We start from the raw sequence: 21,746 nt of genomic DNA on the forward strand, positions 1-21,746 counted from the left end.
TATTATAGACTAGCTGCGTTTTTTGTTGACGAACTCTTCTACCATTTGCGGTGTTACGTACGTACGGGTAGGGATGCTTCCTTGTTTTGCAAGTTCATTAATTTGTAGAGAAAGTTCGTTAATGCGATCAGTTGTAAATGGTTCGTTAGCTGCACATAATTCGGCGGCATGCGCAATTGCGGCTTCTCGCTCTTTATCTAACTGAATAAACAAATTAATTTCCCTGTTTTTTTGACTAAGCTGATTCGAAATCCCTTTATGCACACTCATCGTATTTGTTCCTCCAATTTGGCTCAATCATTACTAAAACACTACCCTTAACGAGCCTTACTTAATCTATTATTCATTCTTTCCCTTCTATTTTCAAGAGGACGTGCATAAAAGTTGAATAGCACGTCTCGGGGGGAGATGGAATGATTTCCACTGCATTAATTGGAGAGCTCGCCACATTAAGCATAATGGCATTTGCTCTCGGTATGGATGCTTTTTCAGTTGGACTTGGCATGGGTATGATCCCGCTCCGTCTCCGCCAAATTGCCAAAATCGGTGTGGTGATTGGACTATTTCATATGGGAATGCCTCTTGCCGGAATGATGATTGGCCGCGTTTTATCCGAACATTTTGGCACAGTCGCGACGATGGTGGGCGGCGGCCTTTTGCTGTTACTCGGTATTCAAATGGGACTTTCCTCGCTATCATCGCGAGATAAACCGTTTGTAACTCCTGTCGGATTAGGCCTGCTTGTTTTTTCGTTGAGCGTTAGCCTTGATAGTTTTTCCGTTGGTCTAAGTCTCGGTATTTATGGAGCAAGAGTATTTGTCACGATTCTATTGTTCGGCCTGATCAGCATGTTCTTAACCTGGTCTGGTTTAATGATGGGTCGAAAGTTCCAACGCTGGATCGGTTCTTATAGCGAACTGCTTGGAGGCTGCATCTTATTTTGTTTTGGGTTGAAGTTGTTGATCGTGTAATGGTGTGATGATGTGTGGGCTGGTGGGGATTTGGCCAATAAAAATGGATTTTGGACAATATAATGAACTTTTGGCCAATAAAATCCCAGTTTGGCCAATAAAACGAGAATTTAGCCAATAAAGCACTTTCAGGGAGGGCGCTCGGTTATACAAGTGGCCTCCCTGAAAAAATTTACTCCGTAATGCCCTGTAAAAGCCTCGCATACGGTGAATCTGCTGGTAACATAATCACGGTTTCGTCGTTAAGCGTTGTTTTATACGACTCAAGCGTGCGGTAAAGTTCATAGAATTCGGGGTCTTTGCTAAATGCTTTATTGTAGATTTTAGCCGCTTCGGATTCACCTTCTGCGCGAATTTCTTCCGCATCCGCATCGGCCTTGGCAAGGATCGTATCAACCTCTTTATCTGTTTCTGCTTTGATTCGATCGGAGTCAGCATCCCCTTGAGATAGGTACTCCTGTGCTTTCGATTCACGCTCTGAAATCATGCGTTGGTATACAGACTGTTCATTCGCATCAGGAAGATCGGTCCGCTTCATGCGCACATCTGTCACTTGGATGCCGTATGAATCGCGTTCAAGTAATTCATTCACGCGTTCTCGCACATTGTCATTAAAACTGCCTCGATTCGACTTTTCTTCGTTAATGATCTGATCGTACTCAAGCTGACCAAGTTCTGAGCGAATAACAGAGAAAATGAATTCCCCCATTTTTGCTTCCGCATTTTCGATTGTCCGTGCGTTAGTAATCATATCCTGTGGATCACTAACTGACCAAACTGCATAGTTATCAACAGTCATCCGCTTTTTATCTTTCGTTGTGATTTCTTCTGGATTCACATCATAAAGCATTTGATACTTTGGAAGTGTCGTCACAGATTGGATAAAGGGCACCTTCATCTTTAGTCCAGGCTCCGTTTCAATCTTAACAACGTCTCCGAATTGGCGAATCACTTTGTACTCGCCTTCCTTTACAACGAAGAGAGTGCTGAAAATACTGCCAATGATAATGAGGAGGAGAACAATAAGCAGAATGCTTTTTGCAATTTTGCCTGGACTCATCTTACGGCGATGTTCATCCATATTAAAAACGTTCTCACTCATTCTTTTCACTCTCCTTTGGCTTCGGTGTTTCAGTCGTTTTTTCTTGGGCGGGTTGAATCGGTAAATACTTCACCGTGTCTCCGCCTTCATCGGTAACATAAATCTTTGTATCAGGTAGCACTTCTTCAAGCGTTTCTAAGACAAGTCGCTGTCTTGTGATATCTGGATTATTCTTGTATTCATTGTACAGAGCGTTAAATGTGGCGACATCCCCACGCGCCTGTTCGATTCGTTGTGCTTTTTCACCTTCTGCTTTGGATATACGCGCATCTTTTTGACCCTCCACAACGCTCAGTTCCTGGTTTTTGTATTTCTTCGCTCCGTAGATGGTCGTTTCTTTTTGTTCGCGCGCATCGACAACGTTTGTGAACGCTTTTCGTACTTCATCATTTGGGAGTTCCACGTCTTGAAGCTTTACATCAAGTATGGAAATGCCAATTTCGTAGCGATCAATCAATTTAGTAAGAATGTCTCGGACGTTTCCTTCAATTTCCGCTTTTCCTGACGTTAGCGCTTCATCGATTTCGGAACTACCGATAACGCCTCTTAATGAAGAAGAAGTCGCATTGTAGAGTATTTCTTTCGGTTCATCTGAGTAATATAAGTATTGTTTTGGGTTAGTGATGCGCCACTGAACGACAAGGTCAGCGAGCACGATGTTTTCATCTCCAGTAACCATTTTGGTTTCCTCTGGATAGTCCACAATCTTTCCATCTTCCTCATCGTATCCGAACGTTAAGCTGAATGTTTCTCTTGGTAGAATATCGACCTGCTGGATCGGCCATGGAAGTTTAAAATGAAGACCAGCATCGCTAATTTCTTCATCAACTTTTCCGAACGTCATAATGACAGCCTGCTCGGATTCATCCACGGTATACCAGCTTGTAACGAGGATTACGCCAAGAATAAGAAATAGAACAATGCTTCCTGCTAAAATAACGACTTTTCTTTGTGACATGCGACTTTCCCCCCTTGTTTTGCTTCTAACAAGTATTACGGACAGATGACAAAAAGGTTTCAGAACTTCAAGTTTTTTTCGCTACGCGCGAGGGGTGGATTTATCCCCTTTCTTCTCTCATAATAAGAAGGGAAGGGAAGTGGACAAGGTGAGAGTTGTATTTGTGTGTACAGGTAACACATGCCGCAGCCCAATGGCGGAAGTGATCTTAAAAAATAAAAACAACAAAATTGAAGCGAAATCGGCTGGCGTTTTTGCAGCGAATGGCGCACCGGCGAGCCGTCAGGTAGAAATACTTTTAGAAGAGAAAAACGTGCCATTTACGCATACAGCGAAAATGTTGGATCGGAATCTAGCAGAATGGGGCGATCTTCTCCTAACGATGACGAGTAGCCATAAAGCGCTCGTGCTTAGGGATTTTCCTGAAATTTCTCATAAGGTGTATACCTTAAAAGAGTATGCCGCAACAGAAAACGAAAAAAAGTACGATGAGTACCAGGAAAAAGCAGCTGAAATCGAAATGAAGCGAGCGGCCTTTCTTCATGACATCACAAAATTAGATACAGAAAAACAAGCCGAAAAGCGTCAACAATTCGAAGCAGAAATGAGAAAAGAGTTAAGTGAGTTGCAAACGCTTGAACAAGCGTTACCTTCGATGGATATATCGGATCCGTTTGGCGGAACCATTGAGCAATATCGAACAACATATGCAGAAATTGAGGAAGCGATTGAGCGAATGATTGAGCGGCTCGATCGAGAAGAATTGGAGGGATAACCATGAAAGTTGCCGTAGGTGCCGATCATGCTGGTGTGAAAATTAAAGAAGACATTATTCACGTGATTCAAGAATTAGGGATGGAGCCTATCGATCTTGGCTGTGACTGCCATGATTCAGTTGATTATCCTGACTATGCGATCCCTGTAGCCGAGAAAGTAGCGGCTGGTGAAGCGGATCGCGGCATTTTAATTTGTGGTACGGGTATCGGAATGTCGATTGCAGCCAATAAAGTAAATGGCATTCGCTGTGCGCTCGTGCATGATCTTTTTAGTGCGAAAGCCACAAGACAGCATAATGATTCCAACGTCTTAGCAATGGGCGAGCGTATTATTGGACCAGGACTTGCGACTGAAATTGCGAAGGTGTGGCTTGAGACAGAGTATGAAGCAGGTCGCCATGCAAAACGAGTCGGTAAGATTACGGAATACGAAGCAAAGGGATAAGGAGGCGTTTTCTGTGAATGAACAAACAGCGCGTCAAATCACCCGTCATACGCTAGAAGCGCTCGGAGATCTTCAGAAAGATGCGCGTCTTTCAGAGCGTCATTTACTTGTCGTTGGGATGAGCTCAAGTGAAGTAGTCGGTCAGCGAATCGGAACGGCCGGCACCATTTCAGCTGCAGAAGCGATTTATGAAAGTGTTCAAGTCTTTCAAAAAGAAACAGGTGTTCAGCTTGCCTTTCAGTGCTGCGAGCATTTAAATCGAGCACTAGTCGTTGAACGAGAAACAGCTTATGCGAAAGGGTATGACATTGTCGCAGCAATTCCGACAACACGAGCAGGCGGTTCCATGGCAACGCATGCGTATGCAAACATGGCAGATCCGGTCCTTGTGGAGTTCATTTCAGCAGATGCCGGGATTGATATAGGGGATACGTTTATTGGTATGCACATCCGGCATGTAGCAGTACCTGTGAGAGGGCGACACACGTCGATCGGTGAGGCTCACGTGACGATGGTTCGTTCAAGACCAAAGTTAATTGGTGGAGAGCGTGCGTCGTATCCAGGAAAAAATGAGCACTGCTTTTAGTCTTAAAACCGAACGATAATTTAGTTCGTTTATCTAATATACGGATTCGAACTTCTGTGGTACAATGCAATCGAGATTAAATACGAACTGTTCGTGTTCACGAATGGTAATTTGTGTGGGATGGAAAGGGGATATCAATGCAAAACCTAGCAAAGCAGGATCAAGAACTTTTACAGGCAATGAAAGACGAGCTTGGTAGACAGCGCAGTAAGATTGAACTTATCGCATCAGAGAACTTTGTATCAGAAGCCGTTATGGAGGCACAAGGGTCTGTTTTAACTAACAAGTATGCGGAAGGCTATCCAGGCCGACGTTATTACGGTGGCTGTGAATATGTCGATGTCGCTGAAAATATTGCAAGAGACCGTGCTAAGCAGCTGTTTGGTGCAGAGCATGTGAACGTGCAACCTCACTCTGGCGCACAAGCTAACATGGCTGTTTATTTCACGATTCTTGAGCAGGGTGATACTGTTCTTGGCATGAACCTTTCTCATGGTGGGCATTTGACTCACGGAAGCCCTGTTAACTTCAGTGGCGTGCAATACAACTTCGTGGAGTATGGCGTTGACAAAGACTCACATCGCATTGACTACGATGATGTTCTTGAGAAAGCAAAAGCGCACCGTCCAAAGCTAATCGTTGCGGGTGCGAGTGCTTATCCGCGTGAAATTGATTTTAAACGATTCCGTGAAATTGCAGATGAAGTGGATGCTTACTTGATGGTGGATATGGCGCATATTGCAGGTCTAGTTGCAACTGGTCATCATCCAAATCCTGTGCCACACGCCCATTTCGTAACGACAACAACACATAAAACCCTTCGTGGCCCGCGTGGCGGCATGATTCTTTGTAAAGAAGAATTTGCGAAGAAAATTGATAAGTCAATTTTCCCTGGTATTCAAGGGGGACCACTCATGCATGTGATCGCAGCAAAAGCGGTTGCCTTCGGTGAAGCTCTTTCTGACGATTTTAAAGGTTACTCTGAAAAGGTTGTTGCAAATGCGAAAAAACTCGCTTCAGCACTTGAAAAAGAGGGCATTAACCTCGTCTCAAACGGAACGGACAATCACCTTGTCCTTCTAGATTTACAAAGCCTGGATTTGACAGGGAAAGTGGCTGAAAAAGCCCTTGATGATATAGGCATTACAACGAATAAAAATACGATCCCATTTGATCCACAAAGCCCATTCGTAACGAGCGGCCTTCGTATCGGTACGGCAGCTGTAACGTCTCGAGGGTTTGGTGAAGCAGAAATGGAAGAAATCGCAAGCATTATTGGTGATGTGTTGAAGCGGCATGAAGACACGGATGCTCTTCAAAAAGCAGAGAAACGTGTTCAAGACCTTACTGCTAAATTCCCAATGTATGAAAACCTTTCTTATTAAATAGACACGGACGCCGGGAGATGATCATTTCCCGGCGTTTTTCTAAAAGGATAAGCCTTCGTTATTTAATGGGAAGAGCGTGAATATTTCATCATTTTTGAAAGCCTTGAATCAACTCGCGTTTTTCTGTAAAATTGCGAAGAAGATTTAGGAACGAAACCAAAACGAAAAGGGGAGTGCATACGATGGGTAAAGTATACGTGTTCGATCATCCGTTGATTCAGCATAAGCTTACATACATTCGTGATGAGAAAACAGGAACGAAGGAGTTCCGTGAACTTGTGGACGAAGTGGCAGCGTTAATGGCTTATGAAATTACAAGAGAGCTTCCGACTGAAGAAGTGATGGTCAAAACGCCTGTAACCGAAGCGAAATCAAAGGTTCTTTCAGGTAAAAAGCTTGGACTAGTTCCGATTCTAAGAGCCGGTCTTGGCATGACAGATGGAATTCTTAAGTTAATTCCTGCTGCAAAAGTAGGACACGTTGGTCTTTATCGTGATCCTGAAACGCTTCAACCGGTAGAATACTATGTAAAACTTCCTGCTGATATTGAAGAACGTGAATTCATCGTGATTGATCCAATGCTTGCTACAGGTGGTTCGGCTGTTGAAGCAATCAACTCCCTTAAGAAACGCGGTGCGAAAAACATTAAAATGATGTGTCTGATTGCAGCACCTGAAGGCGTAGAGCTTCTTAACGATGCGCACCCTGATGTCGATATTTACATCGCAGGTCTTGATGAGAAACTAAATGAAAAAGGATACATTGTTCCAGGTCTCGGCGATGCCGGAGATCGTTTGTACGGAACGAAGTAATTTGGAAAAATCTCTTCCTTCTCTGGAAGAGATTTTTTTGTCGAGATATCAACAAATGTGAAAAAAAAGTGACAAATTCCACCTTAAATAACAGGGAATCATTCCCTGTTTTCTTTGATTAACACAACTCTCCTCCTGTAAGCGTTACTATCCTTGGTATTACAGGCTTTTTTAAGCGTTTTTTCATTTGTGAATTTGATCACACCATTTCCTCCAAACACATTGACATCATGTACACCCTATTGTAGACTTACAAAGGGTATAGTGATAAGGTTTTCATTTACTCGAAACATCCTTTTCAATGACTTACCTTTCTAGCAAAGGAGCGCTTTTATTGAAGGCGATGGCTCTCTATACGACAATCCTTTCATATCTTGTTGGATCGATCCTTACGGGGGTATTTTTGGGGAGATGGATGGATCGCCTATTCGACACTTTTCCACTTTTTCTCATCATTGGTCTTTTGCTCGGTTTGGGCGGAGGAGTTTATGGATTGGTTCGTCTTCTACATAAGTTTACAGGGGAAGATTAAATGACAGAATACACTCAAAGTTTTCGCCGCTACATGCAATTCACCCTGTATTTGCTCGCCATTTTCGTAATGGGTTGGGGGATTACCTCATATAAAGCATTATTCCTCGGGTTAATTCTTGGCACCATTTTCAGTATTTACAACCTATTCAACATGTTCCGTAAGATTGACCGTCTTGGTGAAGCTACTGTAAAAGGGACAAAGGCTAGGTCACTAGGTCTGTTAACAAGACAGGCTGTTGCTGGACTCGGCGTACTGATTGCATTAAGGTACCCAGAGTATTTCAATTTGCTAGGTGTGGTAATTGGGTTAATGACCACCTACATTATCATTCTCATAGATTCAACATCCAAAATACGCTTTAAGTAGGAAGAGAGGTGAAAAGCTGTTGGAACATCATGCACCTACAACTGAATTTTTAGGAATGACTTTCAATCTATCCAATATTCTGATGATCACGATTGCTTCTGCCATTGTATTCATTCTTGCAGTAGTGACAACTCGCTCCTTAGCGATGCGACCTACGGGATTGCAGAACTTCATTGAGTGGGTAATGGACTTTGTTAAAGGACTTATTGGAAGCACAATGGATTGGAAAACTGGTGGACGCTTCCTGTTTCTTGGGATGACGCTACTCATGTATATCTTTGTATCAAACATGCTGGGGCTACCGTTCGCCATTGCCGTCGATTCTGAACTTTGGTGGAAGTCTCCAACTGCAGATCCGACGATCACGCTAACATTAGCAACGATGGTCGTGTTGTTAACACATTATTACGGTATTAAGATGAAAGGTGCGAAGGAGTACGGAAGAGGATTTGTTAGTCCACTGAAATTCCTATTTCCTTTTAAAATTATTGAAGAATTCTCGAACACCTTAACTCTTGGCCTTCGTCTTTATGGTAATATCTACGCTGGTGAAATTCTGCTTGGACTTCTCGCAGGACTCGGTGGCGCAGGAATTGCTGGAGCGCTTGGAGCCTTTCTTCCTATGCTGTTGTGGCAAGGTTTTAGTATCTTTGTCGGTACAATTCAGGCGTTTATCTTTACAATGCTAACAATGGTTTACATGGCGCATAAAGTGGCAGACGACCATTAAAACAAGGTATCAATGAGTTTTTATTATATAAAAATATTTATGAATTATAAGGAGGAAATTTAGCATGGGTTTATTAGCAGCTGCAATTGCAGTAGGTTTAGCGGCAGTAGGTGCCGGTATTGGTAACGGTCTTATCGTAAAGAGTACAGTTGAGGGAATTGCTCGTCAGCCAGAACTTCGTGGTACGCTTCAAACAACAATGTTTATCGGTATTGCACTAGTTGAGGCACTTCCAATTATTGCGGTCGTTATTGCATTTATCGTAATGGGTCAATAATTCAATTAGATAAGGATACAGATTTGTTTCATGATGGCGGAGAAAGTTTCGAAATGAAACCTTCGCCATTCGTTTTGTATGACCTCTGAAGGGAGTGAACACGGTGTTCAATAGTTTAATTCTAGGAGCAGGATTTGCTGCAGGCGATATTCTTTTCCAACTTGTCGCATTTATTGTTCTTCTTGCACTACTTAAGAAGTTTGCATGGGGTCCGCTCATGGGCATCATGAAAGAACGTGAGCAGCACATTGCGAACGAAATCGACTCAGCTGAGAAGAACCGTAAAGAAGCTGAAGCATTCTTGAATGAGCAGCGCGATGAAATGAAGCGTGTTCGTCAGGAAGCGAAAGCTATGCTTGAGAATCAAAAACAAATGGCTGACCAACAAGGTCAGGAAATGATTGAAGCGGCTCGTCTTGAATCCGAGCGTTTGAAAGAAGCGGCTACTGCTGAAATCAAGCGTGAACGTGAAAGTGCAGTTGCCTCTCTACGTGAACAGGTAGCTTCTTTATCTGTCATGATTGCTTCAAAAGTTGTTGAGAAGGAACTTGATGAGCGTGCACAAAAGCAGCTGATCGATGAGTATCTTGACCAGGCAGGCGATCAGAAATGAGTAGAGAACATGCAGTAATCGCAAAACGTTATGCCGGTGCTCTTTTTGACATCGCTCGTGAGAACGATAACGTCGAGCAAATCAAGAATGAGCTAACTGTTGTTAAAGATGTCTTTCATCAAACGCCAGATTTAATGAATGTGTTGAAGCATCCAAAATTCACAACAGCTGAGAAGAAGAACATGATTCAGACTAGTTTTGGGTCGTCTCTCTCCACTCACGTGATGAATTTGCTTCTTACACTGATCGAACGTAAGCGTACAGCAATCGTTTTCGAACTTGTTGACCAATATGAAACATTAGCATATGAACAAAAGCAAACAGCAGTAGCGAAAGTTTATTCTGTGAAGCCTCTAACGGAAGAGGAGCAGATGAAAGTCTCTGCAGTATTTGCGAAACGAGTAGGCAAAACAACGCTTCTGATCGAGAATGTGATCGATCCTACTTTAATCGGTGGTATTAAAGTACGTATTGGTAATCGCATTTTTGACGGTAGCATTAGCGGAAAACTTAAACGCATGGAACGAGAATTAGTTTCAGCGAAGAGCTAGAAGATAGGGGTGAATATGCATGAGCATCAATGCTGAAGAAATCAGTGCGCTGATCAAGCAGCAAATCGCAAATTATCAAACTGATATTAAAGTTGATGATGTTGGTACCGTTATCCAGATTGGTGATGGTATTGCTCGTGCCCACGGTCTCGATAACGTGATGGCAGGAGAGCTTGTTGAATTTTCAAACGGTGTTATGGGTATGGCTCAGAATCTAGAGGAGAGCAACGTTGGTATCATTATCCTTGGACCATACACTGAAATTCGTGAAGGCGATGAAGTACGTCGTACTGGACGCATCATGGAAGTTCCAGTCGGTGAAGAACTTCTTGGCCGTGTTGTAAACCCTCTTGGACAACCTGTTGATGGACAGGGCCCACTAGGTACAACAAAAACTCGTCCGATCGAAAGCCCAGCACCAGGGGTTATGGATCGTAAATCAGTACATGAGCCACTTCAAACAGGAATCAAAGCAATTGACTCTCTTATTCCAATCGGACGCGGACAGCGTGAGCTAATCATCGGTGACCGTCAGACTGGTAAGACTTCGATTGCAATCGATACAATCCTAAACCAAAAAGACGAAGATATGATCTGTATCTACGTTGCAATTGGTCAGAAAGAATCTACGGTACGTGGCGTTGTTGAAACGCTTCGTAAGCAGGGTGCACTTGATTACACAATCGTTGTAACTGCAGGCGCATCTCAGCCTTCTCCACTTCTTTTCCTTGCGCCATATGCTGGTGTAACAATGGGTGAAGAATTCATGTATAACGGCAAGCACGTTCTTGTTGTATACGATGATTTAACAAAGCAGGCTTCTGCATACCGTGAACTTTCCCTACTACTTCGTCGTCCTCCAGGTCGTGAAGCATATCCAGGGGATGTATTCTATCTTCACTCACGCCTTCTTGAGCGTGCAGCGAAGCTTAGTGATGCAAAAGGAGCAGGTTCACTAACTGCCCTTCCGTTTATCGAAACACAAGCTGGCGACGTATCAGCTTATATCCCAACTAACGTTATCTCCATCACTGATGGACAGATCTTCCTTCAATCTGATCTTTTCTTCTCGGGTGTACGTCCAGCGGTTAACGCCGGTCTTTCCGTATCCCGTGTAGGAGGTTCCGCTCAGATTAAAGCGATGAAGAAGGTTGCCGGTACACTACGTCTTGACCTTGCATCATACCGTGAGCTAGAAGCATTTGCTCAGTTCGGATCTGATCTTGATAAAGCAACACAAGCGAAGCTGAACCGCGGTGCTCGTACGGTTGAAGTTCTTAAGCAGGGGCTAAACAAGCCACTTGCAGTTGAGAAGCAAGTTGCGATTCTCTACGCTCTAACTCGTGGATTCCTTGACGATATCCCGGTTACTGATATCCAGCGTTTTGAATCTGAAATGATGACATGGATCGAACACAACAAGAAAGACATTTTCAATACAATTCGTGAAACAAAAGCTCTTCCTGATGAAAAAGAATTCAACGGTGCAATCGAAGAATTCAAAAAGAGCTTCGCAGTATCTGAATAAGAGGGATGCGGCGGAAACGCCGCGGCCAGCTTAAAAGGTGGTGAAATGAATGGCATCTTTACGCGATATTAAGTCGAGAATTACATCGACGAAGAAAACAAAGCAGATTACAAAAGCAATGCAGATGGTTTCGGCTGCGAAATTGAACCGTGCTGAAATGAATGCCAAGTCATTCGTTCCATACATGGAGAAAATTCAAGAAGTTGTTGGAAGCATTGCAAATGGATCAAGCGGCGGAAGTCATCCGATGCTAGAAAGTCGTGAAGTGAAGAAAACGGGCTATGTGGTGATCACATCTGACCGTGGACTTGCTGGGGCATACAATAGCTCGGTACTACGTCATGTGTATAGAACAATTAATGAGCGTCATAACTCAACTGATGAGTATGCGATTATCGTAGCTGGTAAAGTAGGACTTTCCTTCTTTAAAAAGCGCGGAATGCCTGTTGTTGAAAGTGTCGTTGGTCTTTCAGATCAGCCTGCTTTTGCAGACATTAAAGACATTGCATCTCGAACAGTTGGGATGTTTGAAGATGGAGCTTTCGATGAGCTTTATCTTTATTACAACCACTATGTAAGTGCCATTCAGCAAGATTTAACGGAAAGAAAGCTTCTTCCGTTAACGGATATTGAGACTGGTGGAGGCAAATCACTCGCAAGCTACGAGTATGAGCCATCAGAAGAAGAAATTCTTGAAATCCTCCTTCCTCAATATGCTGAAAGCTTGATCTACGGAGCGCTTCTCGATGCGAAAGCAGCAGAGCACGCATCTCGTATGACAGCGATGAGAAGTGCGACAGACAATGCGGACGATCTTATCGGCGACCTTACACTTTCTTACAACCGTGCTCGTCAGGCTTCAATCACTCAGGAGCTTACTGAGATTGTGTCTGGTGCGGCGGCGTTAGAATAGCGGAAGTGGCCGTTTAGGCCCGACAAGCGCTGGAGGCTTTTCGAATGAACACGGCCTTTGTGTTCAATCGAAAAGGTGAAGCGACTCGAGGGCCTGGCCACTATAGCTGGACAAACGAAAAGCGAAGGCGACTGTTTGGACCCGAAAATCGTTGGAGGCTTTTCGAATGAATACGTTTTTTGTATTCAATCGAAAAGGTGAAACGATCGAGGGGCCAGGAGCCGTAGCTAGACAATACTACGATAAACCATAAATGCTATTTGAAAGGTTTACTTTCAAAGGCAGCTTAAAGCAAGTTAGGAGGGAACAGGATGAACAAGGGATACATTACCCAGGTTATGGGTCCGGTTGTAGACGTTAAGTTTGAGAGCGGCAAGCTCCCAGAAATCTACAACGCCCTTAAAGTTAACTATATCGCTCAAACCGGTGCTGAAGAGAGCATCGAATTGACGCTTGAAGTCGCGCTTCACCTTGGCGATAACTCTGTTCGTACCGTAGCAATGGGTTCAACAGACGGACTTGTACGTGGAGTTGATGCTCTAGATACAGGTGCACCAATCTCCGTTCCAGTTGGAGATATCACACTAGGACGTGTATTTAACGTACTAGGTGAGAAAATTGACCTTAATGAAGAGCTCGGCGAAGTTCGCCGCGATCCGATTCACCGTCTTGCACCAGTATTTGAGAACCTTTCAACAACAACGGATATTCTTGAAACAGGAATCAAAGTAGTTGATCTTCTTGCACCATACGTTAAAGGTGGTAAGATCGGTCTCTTCGGTGGTGCCGGTGTAGGTAAAACGGTACTTATCCAGGAATTGATCAACAACATCGCACAAGAGCACGGCGGTATTTCTGTATTCGCTGGTGTTGGTGAACGTACGCGTGAAGGTAATGACCTTTACTACGAGATGACTGATTCTGGTGTTATTAAGAAAACAGCAATGGTATTCGGTCAGATGAACGAACCACCAGGTGCACGTATGCGTGTTGCCCTTTCAGGTCTTACAATGGCAGAATACTTCCGTGATGAGCAAGGACAAGACGTTCTTCTCTTTATCGATAACATCTACCGCTTTACACAAGCTGGTTCAGAGGTATCGGCATTGCTTGGACGTATGCCATCAGCAGTAGGTTACCAGCCTACACTTGCTACTGAGATGGGTCAACTTCAAGAGCGTATTACGTCAACTAACAAAGGTTCTGTTACTTCAATCCAGGCAATCTACGTACCAGCCGATGACTATACTGACCCGGCTCCGGCAACGACGTTTGCTCACCTTGATGCAACAACAAACCTTGAACGTAAACTATCTGAGCAAGGTATCTACCCTGCGGTGGATCCACTTGCTTCAACTTCTCGTGCGCTTTCTCCGGAAATCGTTGGAGATGAGCACTACAACACGGCGCGTGAAGTGCAACAAACACTTCAGCGCTACAAAGAGCTTCAAGACATCATCGCAATCCTTGGTATGGATGAGCTTTCTGATGAAGATAAGCTAACTGTTTCTCGCGCTCGTCGCATTCAGTTCTTCCTTTCTCAGAACTTCCACGTAGCTGAACAGTTTACTGGACAAAAAGGTTCATACGTACCAGTTAAAGAAACAATCAAAGGATTCAAAGAAATCCTTGATGGTAAACACGATGATATTCCAGAGGACGCATTCCGTCTTGTTGGGACAATTGAAGAAGTAGTAGAGAAAGCGAAACAAATGGCGTAATGAAAAGCGGATTGGGCCTGATTAAATCTGCGGGATGTTGGAGGCCATGAGAATGAGACGCTTTTTGTCTCAATCGAATGGGTGAAACAGCAGGAAGATTTGGCCCATGCAGCTAGACAATGAAAAGCGGAATGGGCCTGATTAAATCTGCAGGATGTTGGAGGCCATGAGAATGAGACGCTTTTTGTCTCAATCGAATGGGTGAAACAGCCGGAAGATTTGGCCCATGTAGCTAGACAATGAAAAGCGGAGGCGACTGCCAATGCTGTCGATGTCTAGCTCCAGCGCCTACCCCCTCGAGGTCTTAAGTCAATCATCATTGTGGCAAAGACCGCCACATTGATGCTCGCCTTAAGCTTGTCGGGGGTGACCAAGGCGCTTACGCTTTTCTAAATTCCGATCACCACACCCAGGGAGGGGTACGATGAATACATTGAAAGTCAGTGTAGTCACCCCTGACGGCCCGGTATACGAAGGGGAAGCTGAATTGGTCAGCGTAAAAGCAAAGAGCGGTGAGCTCGGTATTTTACCAGGACACATTCCGCTTGTTGCCCCTCTTACAATCAATGCGGTGCGTTTCAAAAATGGAGCGGATACACATTTACTGGCCGTTAGCGGTGGGTTTGTTGAAGTAAGGCCAAAGCAAGTAACGATCCTTGCAGAGTCTGCTGAATTACCTTCTGATATTGACGTGGAACGCGCGCGTGCAGCGAAGGAAAGAGCAGAACAACGCTTGGATCAAGCGAAGCAAGACAATGTTGATTTCAAACGCGCTGAGCTAGCGCTTAAGCGTGCAATCAACCGCCTTGATTTGGCAGGTAAATAAATGGAAAGCACCAGCGGGAATTTCCCGCTGGTGCTTTTTTTGCAATTAAGACTATACATTCGGTAGTAAGCTATTCATTTTGTTAATCGTTTTCCAATTTCGTACGGTCGCATACTCATTAGACCGAGTGATGAAGGCCGCAAGTTTTGAATTTCGAATGCTCTCATGAAACAGTAAATAAATTTCCCTACCTCTAATCTCACATTCTTCGGTTTCAGATGCATAAGTGAGAAGTTTCTTTTCGTCATCCGCTAAGAGAGGTTCTCCTACCATTGCCACATAAAGACTTTCTCCAATCGCTGTTTCCTGCGCTTTTGAAATTTGTTCGTCATGAAAAGGACAGTTTTCGATCAAGTTCTTCCACTCTACAGCGGTCCTTAAAACGATGGGGACCTTTAATTCAAACTGTTTACGAATAATCTGTTCCATCTTTTTTCTTAAAAGGACTTCAGATTCCTCTGATTGAAACAAAACGTTCCCACTTTGAATATACGTTTTCACATGCTGAAACCCTTCATTTGAAAGGGCATCGCGCAATTCGGACATGTTGATTTTATTCTTACCGCCGACGTTAATGCCCCTTAATAATCCGACATAGGTTGTCATTTTCATCCCACCTTCTTTTGTTGGTTAACTACGCGATGCTAACGTGGAAATCCTTTTATTTTTCACTGCTTTCTAAATAATCTTCTCTCGAGACAATCTTCATCTGTTTTTGATCATATACCTCATTCCATTTCCTCTGTGGTTGAACAAAGCTGCTTTGTAACAAATAATCAGACGGATACGTTTTGAGTAGCTTCAAAAGCTGCATACGAAACAGTTCAATGTTGTGATCGGTTAAGGGATCTAAAGCAGATAGTTGCTTATTCATAGCGGCGATAAATTCATCTTTCTCCTCACTTGTTGCTCTTTTTTTGAAATAGCCCCACATATGTTGGAGTGTTGTCCGCATACCTTTTTTAGTATAGGGAAGAGTTAAGGTTTCCTTTAGTAAGTCATAGACGTAAAGCAATTCTTCAGGAGATTTCGCTTTTTTTAATGAATTTCCTATCTTTTTGTAATGTTCATAGCCTTTGGCCATCACCGTATATTTATTTCTTGCCCACAGCTTTTCTGTCAGCGTTCGGATTCGTTTATCGCTCATTTGATCACCTCTGTTCGAAATTTTAAAAAAACTTACAAATAAAAGCAAGAATAAGAGTGGGGATGTTGAATTAGTATACAAGACTAGCAACTTACAGCACGATGAGAGGAGAGACCTTCATGGGTGAATCACTTAACGTGTACCAAAATAGTTACCTCTTCGTAATCATGTTCCTTTTCCTTGGCCTTCTCCTTCCAGCTGTTGCCCTAACGGCAGGAAGATTCCTTCGTCCCTCAAATCCAACATCTGAGAAACAAACAACCTATGAAAGCGGCATAGAGCCGTTTCACCAAAGCTGGATTCAGTATAACGTTCGTTATTATTTATTCGGACTGCTTTTTGTCATCTTTGATGTCGAAACTGTTTTCTTGTATCCATGGGCTGTTGCCTATCAAAAGCTTGGTTTCTTTGCGTTCATCGAAATGATGATCTTTATTGTCATGCTATTAATTGGCTTACTATACGCATGGAAAAAGAAGGTGTTGAAATGGATTTGAACTTAGAAAATATAACGCCGGAAGAATACGAGGAAATGAAGCATAATGTTTTTCTCGCAACGCTTGAAAATGTAAAGGCCTGGGCACGAAGCAATTCGCTCTGGCCGTTAACGTTTGGTCTCGCCTGCTGTGCAATCGAAATGATGGGTTCGGGAGCTTCCCACTATGACCTTGATCGCTTTGGAACGTTTTTTCGAACATCGCCAAGACAGTCTGATGTCATGATTGTATCAGGAACCGTAACGAAAAAAATGGCTCCTGTACTAAAGCGTCTTTATGATCAAATGCCTGAACCAAAATGGGTCATTGCGATGGGCTCATGTGCGACAGCGGGCGGCCCATATATTAACTCCTATGCAGTGGTTAAAGGAGTGGATCAAATCGTTCCTGTTGATGTGTATATCCCTGGCTGTCCGCCAAACCCAGCAGCCCTCATATACGGCATAAATAAACTACAAGAAAAAATTCGCTATGAAGCGCGCACCGGAAAGCGGGTGACGAATCGATGAGCGATCAAACACCAGAAGAGCTGGAAGCAAAGCGAAAAGCCGTAGAAGAAGCAAAACGGAAGGCAGCTGAGTTACGGAAAAAGAAAGCGGAAGCCGAGAATCCCGCCGATGACCTTGAGCTTCAAAAGAAAAAAGCGGTCGCAGCAGCTAAAGCAAAAGCAGCTGCGCTGAAAAAGCAAAAAGAAATGGAGCAAAGTGAACAGAACAGCGTAGCGGAGGAAGAAGACGTTGAACTTGCGAAAAAGAAAGCAGTCGCAGCTGCGAAGGCGAAAGCGGCGGCGCTGAAAAAAGAAAAGAACCAAAACGTAACGGATCAGGATGCATCAGAAGACGATGTCGCCCTCGCGAAAAAGAAGGCGGTCGCTGCCGCAAAGGCGAAAGCCGCTGCGTTGAAAAAGCAGAAAGAAATGGAGAACGGCGGTGGAGGTGACGACGAAGCTACCCTTGCGAAAAAGAAAGCCGTAGCTGCTGCAAAGGCGAAAGCGGCAGCCCTAAGAAAGCAAAAAGAGGCAGGTAGTTCCGATACTACTACGGATGAGAAGGCAAAAGCGATCGCAGCTGCAAAGGCAAAAGCCGCTGCTGCTAAAGCAAAGAAGGCTGCTTCGGAAATGGAAGAGCCTTTAAAAGAAGAAAGGCCATCACCAAATCAGCCTGTGCTTGACCGGTACCTGCACATCATTCGAGAAAACCTTGGGGACGACCTTCTTGAAGATGCTTATATTAATCGTCTCGCCAAAGACGTGCCGACGCTTGTGGCGAGGAAAGAAACGTACTTAAAAGTGGCGCAGTTTCTTAAATACAATGAGCTTCTTGCTTTTGATTATCTTTCTGAAACGCACGGCACCGACTTTGAGACTCATATGGAAATTTACAACCACCTGTATTCGTATCAAAATCGCCAGAGCGTTGCCTTAAAAGTGAAGATTGATCGAGACAAACCTGTCGTAGATTCGTTGACATCCCTTTGGGCTGGAGCAAACTGGCCTGAGCGAGAAGGATATGATCTGTTAGGCATTGTTTTCAATGGGCATCCGAATTTGACGCGAATCATGATGCCGGATGACTGGATCGGCCATCCGCTTCGAAAAGATTATGAGCCATATGATGTGGAGGTGTAGCTATGATTCGGACAGAGGAGATGCTTTTAAATGTAGGTCCACAGCATCCGAGTACGCATGGCGTCTTTCGTATCGTGCTTACAATTGATGGAGAAGTCATAAAAAAAGCAAAGCCTGTTATCGGTTACCTTCATAGAGGCACGGAAAAGATTGCAGAAAACCTTCAATACACGCAAATTATCCCGTATACAGACCGAATGGATTATCTTGCTGCCATGACGAATAACTACATTCTCTGCCATGCGGTTGAAACGATGATGGCAATGGACATTCCCGAGCGAGCGGATTACCTTCGCGTCATTGTGATGGAGCTTGGAAGAATAGCGAGTCACCTTGTTTGGTTCGGAACCTATTTGCTCGACATCGGTGCGATGAGTCCGTTTCTTTATGCCTTCAGAGAGCGAGAAGTGATCATTAATTTGTTAACGGAGATCTCAGGAGGACGACTGACCTTTAATTATATGCGCGTTGGTGGCGTCAAATGGGATGCGCCTGAAGGCTGGCTCGAGAAGGTACGAGAGTTTGTGCCGTATATGAGAGAACAGCTCGCCGGCTACCATGATCTCGTAACAGGGAATGAAATTTTTATGGCGAGAATGAAAGGGGTAGGCGCTTATTCAAAACAAAAGGCGCTTGCGTACTCATTAAGTGGTGCGAACCTACGCTGTACAGGCGTGCAGTGGGACCTCAGGAAAAACGAACCTTATTCGCTTTATGATCGCTTTCAGTTTGAAGTTCCCGTCTTTACACAAGGTGACGCTATGGCACGCTACAACTGTCGTATGGCTGAAATAGAAGAAGCACTAAAGATTGTGGAGCAGGCAGTTGAACAAATTACCGAAGGGCCGATTATGGCAAAAGTGCCGCGGATCATTAAGCCTCCTGCTGGTGAGACGTACGTGCGCATTGAATCGCCGCGCGGAGAAATTGGCTGCTACATTGCTTCCAAAGGGAAAAAAGAGCCATATCGCCTCAAGTTTCGTCGACCGTCTTTTTATAATTTGCAAATCTTACCTGAGTTACTTGAAGGGGAGAATATCTCGAACTTGATCGCTATTCTCGGTGGCATTGATATTGTGCTCGGGGAGGTGGACGGCTAATGATCAACGATATGCTTGCATCGCCACCTGGATACTGGCAGACCCTCAGTTTTTTCCTTGTGGGTGCCGCCATGTTAATGGTTGTACTCGGGTTCGTGACGTACGCCATTTTGGCTGAGCGAAAAGTGCTTGGGTTTATGCAGCTTCGTCATGGTCCAAACAGAGTAGGTGGGCGATTTGGATTATTACAAACGGTAGCGGACGTTTTGAAGCTTTTATTAAAAGAAGATACGATTCCACGCGATGCGGATCGCCCGCTCTTTATCATTGCGCCTGTTGTTGCCTTTGCACCGGCGTTTATCGTGATCGCTGCCCTTCCACTAACCGAGCAGGTTTCCTTTGCCAATATTGGCGTTGGCTTGCTTTATTACATTGCCATATCTGGGATTTCAACGATAGGCATTCTAGCAGGGGGATGGGCATCGAACAATAAATACGCGTTGCTTGGTAGCATGCGATCAGCGGCGCAGATGATTTCTTATGAAATTCCGCTTGTAATGAGTGTTGTAGGAATTGTGCTATTAACTGGATCGTTAAATCTTAATACCATTATTGCCGAGCAGGAGTCTGTTGCCTTTTTGTTTAAACAGCCGCTTGCGTTTCTAATCTTTTTGATTGCTTCCGTTGCGGAATTGAATCGAACCCCATTTGACTTACCTGAAGCAGAATCAGAGCTCGTCGCAGGGTATCACGTTGAATATTCAGGATTTCGCTTTGCATTCTTTATGCTTGCGGAATATGTTTATTTATTTGCGATGGCATCGCTCACAACCATTCTTTTTCTTGGAGGATGGCAGGCAATTCCGTTTTTAACCTTTATACCAGGCGCAGTCTGGTTTGCGCTTAAATTTATTTTCATCGTGTTCGTGATGATCTGGATTCGCGGCACGTTTCCTCGTCTCCGAGCCGATCAACTTATGTCATTCGGATGGAAAATTCTTTTACCGCTCGCTTTATTAAACATTTTTTTAACGACCATTGTGATCGAGATCATTCGCTCATTCTAAACAAGGGAGGAAGCCAACATGCGTGGATTAGCGAAAGGCTTAGCTTACACCCTCAAAAACATGACGAAGGAGAAAGTGACGTACCAGTATCCGGATCAGCCCCTTGCTTTACCAGATCGCTTTCGCGGTATTCAAAAATTTTACCCTGAAAAATGTATTGTATGTAATCAGTGTGTTGCGATTTGTCCGACAGACTGCATTTCATTGACAGGTATCAAACATCCCGATCCAACAAAAAAAGGGAAAATTATCGATACGTACGATATTAATTTCGAAATTTGCATTTTGTGCGATCTATGCACAGAGGTCTGTCCGACTGAAGCGATTATCATGACAAATAATTTTGAGCTCGCTACGTATAGCCGCGATGATCTATTTAAAAATTTAGAGTGGCTCGATGAAAATGATACGAACCTTCGAAAGGAAAACAAAGTATGACCGGGGAGCTGCTCATATTTATTTTTCTATTTCTTATTACGATGACCGGCGGCTTACTGATGATTAATCTCTCAAAAGTGATCCATATGATGATGGCGCTCGTCCTAACGTTTCTCGGCATTGCAGGACTCTATATTATGCTTTCCGCTGAATTTGTAGCGGTCGTTCAAATCTTAATTTATTCTGGAGCAATTACGATCATTATGTTATTTGGCATTATGCTAACAAAACATTCAGAGGAAGAGCCGAAGACAGGATGGGCGAAAAAAGGTATCGTGTTAACAGTTGTCACCGCTTTCTTTTTGATTGTATTTAAAGGCATTCGGACAATTTCACTCGGTCCGCAAGCGGAGAAACTTCATGAAAACAATACCGAGCAGGTGGGGCTAATGTTGTTCACAGATTATGTCATTCCATTTGAACTAGTTTCTGTCGTTTTACTCGTTGCGCTTGTTGGAGCCATTATCCTCGCGAAAAAGGATGAGGAAGAAGGTGAGAAGCCATGAGCTCGATTCCACTTTCCGCCTATTTATTAACCGCTTTGCTCCTGTTTTGTATAGGACTATACGGCGCGCTAACGAAGCGAAATGCGGTCATAGTGTTAATTTCGATTGAATTAATGCTGAACGCCGTTAATTTAAATCTTGTTGCATTTGCAAAATACGGTGTTGGCGCATCGATTCGCGGTCAGGTATTTTCTCTTTTTACGATTACGGTTGCGGCAGCTGAAGCGGCTGTTGGGCTCGCTATCCTGATTGCCCTTTATCGAAACAGGGCTACCGTCAATGTTGATGAAATGAACACACTTAAAAAGTAGCGAAGGGGGTAGAAA

General features: G+C 43.9%; 29 protein-coding genes. 24 read left to right on the forward strand and 5 right to left on the reverse strand.

Annotated elements, in window-relative coordinates; translation table 11 throughout:
• Nucleotides 1-9: 9 nt before the first annotated feature.
• Nucleotides 10-270, reverse strand: a complete 261-nt coding sequence (locus PQ578_RS00965; protein ID WP_159786343.1) for a DUF2533 family protein — start codon at nucleotides 268-270, stop codon at nucleotides 10-12.
• 143 nt (nucleotides 271-413) lie between these two features.
• Here PQ578_RS00965 and PQ578_RS00970 point away from each other — a divergent pair, with 143 nt between their 5' ends.
• Nucleotides 414-971: a manganese efflux pump MntP gene (locus PQ578_RS00970; protein WP_273831793.1), complete on the forward strand. Its 558-nt coding sequence runs from the start codon at nucleotides 414-416 to the stop codon at nucleotides 969-971.
• A gap of 172 nt (nucleotides 972-1,143) precedes the next feature.
• Here PQ578_RS00970 and hflC read toward each other — a convergent pair whose 3' ends face one another.
• Both hflC and hflK read right to left on the reverse strand, forming a co-directional pair.
• Nucleotides 1,144-2,073, reverse strand: coding sequence for a protease modulator HflC (hflC, locus tag PQ578_RS00975; RefSeq protein WP_420541498.1), 930 nt, complete (start codon nucleotides 2,071-2,073; stop codon nucleotides 1,144-1,146).
• A complete protein-coding gene (hflK, locus tag PQ578_RS00980) occupies nucleotides 2,066-3,031 on the reverse strand; it encodes an FtsH protease activity modulator HflK (RefSeq protein ID WP_160918211.1) in 966 nt (321 codons plus the stop codon). Before hflK ends, hflC begins: the two co-directional genes overlap by 8 nt.
• Nucleotides 3,032-3,170: 139 nt before the next feature.
• On the opposite strand from hflK, the gene PQ578_RS00985 reads away from it, so the two are divergent.
• From PQ578_RS00985 to PQ578_RS01055, 15 genes are all read left to right on the forward strand, one after another.
• Entirely contained in the window at nucleotides 3,171-3,806 is a 636-nt protein-coding gene (locus PQ578_RS00985; RefSeq protein ID WP_098445397.1) for a low molecular weight protein arginine phosphatase, read from the forward strand.
• Nucleotides 3,807-3,808: 2 nt separating this feature from the next.
• On the forward strand, nucleotides 3,809-4,252 hold the full coding sequence (gene rpiB, locus PQ578_RS00990; RefSeq protein WP_160918209.1) for a ribose 5-phosphate isomerase B: 444 nt from the start codon (nucleotides 3,809-3,811) through the stop codon (nucleotides 4,250-4,252).
• A gap of 13 nt (nucleotides 4,253-4,265) precedes the next feature.
• A complete protein-coding gene (locus PQ578_RS00995) occupies nucleotides 4,266-4,838 on the forward strand; it encodes a TIGR01440 family protein (protein WP_224881512.1) in 573 nt (190 codons plus the stop codon).
• A gap of 137 nt (nucleotides 4,839-4,975) precedes the next feature.
• Nucleotides 4,976-6,223 carry a serine hydroxymethyltransferase gene (gene glyA / locus PQ578_RS01000; protein WP_273831794.1) on the forward strand — a complete coding sequence of 416 codons (1,248 nt, stop codon included), beginning with the start codon at nucleotides 4,976-4,978 and terminating at the stop codon, nucleotides 6,221-6,223.
• 185 nt (nucleotides 6,224-6,408) lie between these two features.
• A complete protein-coding gene (gene upp / locus PQ578_RS01005; protein ID WP_098445392.1) occupies nucleotides 6,409-7,038 on the forward strand; it encodes a uracil phosphoribosyltransferase in 630 nt (209 codons plus the stop codon).
• A 301-nt stretch (nucleotides 7,039-7,339) separates the two neighbouring features.
• Nucleotides 7,340-7,570, forward strand: coding sequence for an AtpZ/AtpI family protein (locus PQ578_RS01010; RefSeq protein ID WP_224881516.1), 231 nt, complete (start codon nucleotides 7,340-7,342; stop codon nucleotides 7,568-7,570).
• Complete coding sequence (locus PQ578_RS01015; protein ID WP_159786316.1) at nucleotides 7,571-7,939, forward strand: ATP synthase subunit I; 369 nt, start codon at nucleotides 7,571-7,573, stop codon at nucleotides 7,937-7,939.
• Nucleotides 7,940-7,958: 19 nt separating this feature from the next.
• Nucleotides 7,959-8,669, forward strand: a complete 711-nt coding sequence (gene atpB, locus PQ578_RS01020; RefSeq protein ID WP_165998647.1) for a F0F1 ATP synthase subunit A — start codon at nucleotides 7,959-7,961, stop codon at nucleotides 8,667-8,669.
• 64 nt (nucleotides 8,670-8,733) lie between these two features.
• Entirely contained in the window at nucleotides 8,734-8,946 is a 213-nt protein-coding gene (gene atpE / locus PQ578_RS01025) for a F0F1 ATP synthase subunit C (protein ID WP_048311363.1), read from the forward strand.
• Between the two features lie 103 nt (nucleotides 8,947-9,049).
• Nucleotides 9,050-9,559, forward strand: coding sequence for a F0F1 ATP synthase subunit B (gene atpF / locus PQ578_RS01030; protein WP_098445388.1), 510 nt, complete (start codon nucleotides 9,050-9,052; stop codon nucleotides 9,557-9,559).
• Entirely contained in the window at nucleotides 9,556-10,110 is a 555-nt protein-coding gene (locus PQ578_RS01035; protein WP_224881521.1) for a F0F1 ATP synthase subunit delta, read from the forward strand. The genes atpF and PQ578_RS01035 overlap by 4 nt, the downstream gene beginning before the upstream one ends.
• A gap of 19 nt (nucleotides 10,111-10,129) precedes the next feature.
• Nucleotides 10,130-11,638, forward strand: a complete 1,509-nt coding sequence (gene atpA / locus PQ578_RS01040) for a F0F1 ATP synthase subunit alpha (RefSeq protein ID WP_098445386.1) — start codon at nucleotides 10,130-10,132, stop codon at nucleotides 11,636-11,638.
• 49 nt (nucleotides 11,639-11,687) lie between these two features.
• Nucleotides 11,688-12,551: a F0F1 ATP synthase subunit gamma gene (locus tag PQ578_RS01045; RefSeq protein ID WP_159786300.1), complete on the forward strand. Its 864-nt coding sequence runs from the start codon at nucleotides 11,688-11,690 to the stop codon at nucleotides 12,549-12,551.
• A gap of 311 nt (nucleotides 12,552-12,862) precedes the next feature.
• Nucleotides 12,863-14,272 (forward strand): F0F1 ATP synthase subunit beta, encoded by a 1,410-nt coding sequence (atpD, locus tag PQ578_RS01050; RefSeq protein WP_159786297.1) that lies wholly within the window; start codon nucleotides 12,863-12,865, stop codon nucleotides 14,270-14,272.
• A gap of 424 nt (nucleotides 14,273-14,696) precedes the next feature.
• Nucleotides 14,697-15,098 carry a F0F1 ATP synthase subunit epsilon gene (locus PQ578_RS01055; protein WP_098445384.1) on the forward strand — a complete coding sequence of 134 codons (402 nt, stop codon included), beginning with the start codon at nucleotides 14,697-14,699 and terminating at the stop codon, nucleotides 15,096-15,098.
• Nucleotides 15,099-15,149: 51 nt separating this feature from the next.
• Here PQ578_RS01055 and PQ578_RS01060 read toward each other — a convergent pair whose 3' ends face one another.
• Both PQ578_RS01060 and PQ578_RS01065 read right to left on the reverse strand, forming a co-directional pair.
• Nucleotides 15,150-15,704, reverse strand: a complete 555-nt coding sequence (locus tag PQ578_RS01060) for a DUF1697 domain-containing protein (RefSeq protein WP_273831795.1) — start codon at nucleotides 15,702-15,704, stop codon at nucleotides 15,150-15,152.
• Between the two features lie 55 nt (nucleotides 15,705-15,759).
• A complete protein-coding gene (locus PQ578_RS01065; protein ID WP_273831796.1) occupies nucleotides 15,760-16,245 on the reverse strand; it encodes a YbgA family protein in 486 nt (161 codons plus the stop codon).
• A gap of 119 nt (nucleotides 16,246-16,364) precedes the next feature.
• Between PQ578_RS01065 and PQ578_RS01070 the strand changes: the two genes are divergently transcribed.
• Genes PQ578_RS01070 through nuoK form a run of 8 tightly spaced genes read left to right on the forward strand, consistent with a single transcriptional unit; the run spans nucleotide 16,365 to nucleotide 21,731 of the window.
• Nucleotides 16,365-16,742 (forward strand): NADH-quinone oxidoreductase subunit A, encoded by a 378-nt coding sequence (locus PQ578_RS01070; protein WP_273831797.1) that lies wholly within the window; start codon nucleotides 16,365-16,367, stop codon nucleotides 16,740-16,742.
• The gene (locus PQ578_RS01075) at nucleotides 16,733-17,251 is read left to right on the forward strand and encodes a NuoB/complex I 20 kDa subunit family protein (protein WP_142329594.1); all 519 of its coding nucleotides are present in this window, start codon (nucleotides 16,733-16,735) and stop codon (nucleotides 17,249-17,251) included. Before PQ578_RS01070 ends, PQ578_RS01075 begins: the two co-directional genes overlap by 10 nt.
• Entirely contained in the window at nucleotides 17,248-18,369 is a 1,122-nt protein-coding gene (locus PQ578_RS01080) for an NADH-quinone oxidoreductase subunit C (protein WP_273831798.1), read from the forward strand. The genes PQ578_RS01075 and PQ578_RS01080 overlap by 4 nt, the downstream gene beginning before the upstream one ends.
• Nucleotides 18,370-18,371: 2 nt before the next feature.
• Nucleotides 18,372-19,469: an NADH-quinone oxidoreductase subunit D gene (locus PQ578_RS01085; protein WP_273831799.1), complete on the forward strand. Its 1,098-nt coding sequence runs from the start codon at nucleotides 18,372-18,374 to the stop codon at nucleotides 19,467-19,469.
• Nucleotides 19,469-20,476 carry an NADH-quinone oxidoreductase subunit NuoH gene (gene nuoH, locus PQ578_RS01090; protein ID WP_098445377.1) on the forward strand — a complete coding sequence of 336 codons (1,008 nt, stop codon included), beginning with the start codon at nucleotides 19,469-19,471 and terminating at the stop codon, nucleotides 20,474-20,476. Before PQ578_RS01085 ends, nuoH begins: the two co-directional genes overlap by 1 nt.
• 18 nt (nucleotides 20,477-20,494) lie before the next feature.
• Nucleotides 20,495-20,914 (forward strand): NADH-quinone oxidoreductase subunit NuoI, encoded by a 420-nt coding sequence (nuoI, locus tag PQ578_RS01095; RefSeq protein WP_098445376.1) that lies wholly within the window; start codon nucleotides 20,495-20,497, stop codon nucleotides 20,912-20,914.
• A complete protein-coding gene (locus tag PQ578_RS01100) occupies nucleotides 20,911-21,420 on the forward strand; it encodes an NADH-quinone oxidoreductase subunit J (protein ID WP_273831801.1) in 510 nt (169 codons plus the stop codon). Before nuoI ends, PQ578_RS01100 begins: the two co-directional genes overlap by 4 nt.
• Nucleotides 21,417-21,731, forward strand: coding sequence for an NADH-quinone oxidoreductase subunit NuoK (gene nuoK / locus PQ578_RS01105; protein WP_098445374.1), 315 nt, complete (start codon nucleotides 21,417-21,419; stop codon nucleotides 21,729-21,731). Before PQ578_RS01100 ends, nuoK begins: the two co-directional genes overlap by 4 nt.
• Nucleotides 21,732-21,746: the final 15 nt, after the last annotated feature.

It is taken from the genome of Guptibacillus sedimenti (assembly GCF_028610665.1).
Lineage (GTDB): Bacteria > Bacillota > Bacilli > Bacillales > Guptibacillaceae > Guptibacillus > Guptibacillus sedimenti.

What these genes read in the sequence shown, in the direction of transcription:
- atpE (WP_048311363.1), top strand. Translation starts at nt 8,734, where the DNA reads ATGGGTTTATTAGCAGCTGCAATTGCAGTAGGTTTAGCGGCAGTAGGT.
- PQ578_RS01080 (WP_273831798.1), top strand. Translation starts at nt 17,248, where the DNA reads ATGAGCGATCAAACACCAGAAGAGCTGGAAGCAAAGCGAAAAGCCGTA.
- PQ578_RS01070 (WP_273831797.1), top strand. Translation starts at nt 16,365, where the DNA reads ATGGGTGAATCACTTAACGTGTACCAAAATAGTTACCTCTTCGTAATC.
- upp (WP_098445392.1), top strand. Translation starts at nt 6,409, where the DNA reads ATGGGTAAAGTATACGTGTTCGATCATCCGTTGATTCAGCATAAGCTT.
- atpD (WP_159786297.1), top strand. Translation starts at nt 12,863, where the DNA reads ATGAACAAGGGATACATTACCCAGGTTATGGGTCCGGTTGTAGACGTT.
- nuoH (WP_098445377.1), top strand. Translation starts at nt 19,469, where the DNA reads ATGATCAACGATATGCTTGCATCGCCACCTGGATACTGGCAGACCCTC.
- hflK (WP_160918211.1), bottom strand. Translation starts at nt 3,031, where the DNA reads ATGTCACAAAGAAAAGTCGTTATTTTAGCAGGAAGCATTGTTCTATTT.
- PQ578_RS00970 (WP_273831793.1), top strand. Translation starts at nt 414, where the DNA reads ATGATTTCCACTGCATTAATTGGAGAGCTCGCCACATTAAGCATAATG.
- PQ578_RS01100 (WP_273831801.1), top strand. Translation starts at nt 20,911, where the DNA reads ATGACCGGGGAGCTGCTCATATTTATTTTTCTATTTCTTATTACGATG.
- PQ578_RS01065 (WP_273831796.1), bottom strand. Translation starts at nt 16,245, where the DNA reads ATGAGCGATAAACGAATCCGAACGCTGACAGAAAAGCTGTGGGCAAGA.
- atpA (WP_098445386.1), top strand. Translation starts at nt 10,130, where the DNA reads ATGAGCATCAATGCTGAAGAAATCAGTGCGCTGATCAAGCAGCAAATC.
- glyA (WP_273831794.1), top strand. Translation starts at nt 4,976, where the DNA reads ATGCAAAACCTAGCAAAGCAGGATCAAGAACTTTTACAGGCAATGAAA.
- PQ578_RS01035 (WP_224881521.1), top strand. Translation starts at nt 9,556, where the DNA reads ATGAGTAGAGAACATGCAGTAATCGCAAAACGTTATGCCGGTGCTCTT.
- PQ578_RS01060 (WP_273831795.1), bottom strand. Translation starts at nt 15,704, where the DNA reads ATGACAACCTATGTCGGATTATTAAGGGGCATTAACGTCGGCGGTAAG.
- PQ578_RS01055 (WP_098445384.1), top strand. Translation starts at nt 14,697, where the DNA reads ATGAATACATTGAAAGTCAGTGTAGTCACCCCTGACGGCCCGGTATAC.
- nuoI (WP_098445376.1), top strand. Translation starts at nt 20,495, where the DNA reads ATGCGTGGATTAGCGAAAGGCTTAGCTTACACCCTCAAAAACATGACG.
- PQ578_RS01075 (WP_142329594.1), top strand. Translation starts at nt 16,733, where the DNA reads ATGGATTTGAACTTAGAAAATATAACGCCGGAAGAATACGAGGAAATG.
- nuoK (WP_098445374.1), top strand. Translation starts at nt 21,417, where the DNA reads ATGAGCTCGATTCCACTTTCCGCCTATTTATTAACCGCTTTGCTCCTG.
- PQ578_RS01045 (WP_159786300.1), top strand. Translation starts at nt 11,688, where the DNA reads ATGGCATCTTTACGCGATATTAAGTCGAGAATTACATCGACGAAGAAA.
- PQ578_RS00965 (WP_159786343.1), bottom strand. Translation starts at nt 270, where the DNA reads ATGAGTGTGCATAAAGGGATTTCGAATCAGCTTAGTCAAAAAAACAGG.
- PQ578_RS01085 (WP_273831799.1), top strand. Translation starts at nt 18,372, where the DNA reads ATGATTCGGACAGAGGAGATGCTTTTAAATGTAGGTCCACAGCATCCG.
- hflC (WP_420541498.1), bottom strand. Translation starts at nt 2,073, where the DNA reads ATGAGTGAGAACGTTTTTAATATGGATGAACATCGCCGTAAGATGAGT.
- PQ578_RS01010 (WP_224881516.1), top strand. Translation starts at nt 7,340, where the DNA reads ATGACTTACCTTTCTAGCAAAGGAGCGCTTTTATTGAAGGCGATGGCT.
- PQ578_RS01015 (WP_159786316.1), top strand. Translation starts at nt 7,571, where the DNA reads ATGACAGAATACACTCAAAGTTTTCGCCGCTACATGCAATTCACCCTG.
- rpiB (WP_160918209.1), top strand. Translation starts at nt 3,809, where the DNA reads ATGAAAGTTGCCGTAGGTGCCGATCATGCTGGTGTGAAAATTAAAGAA.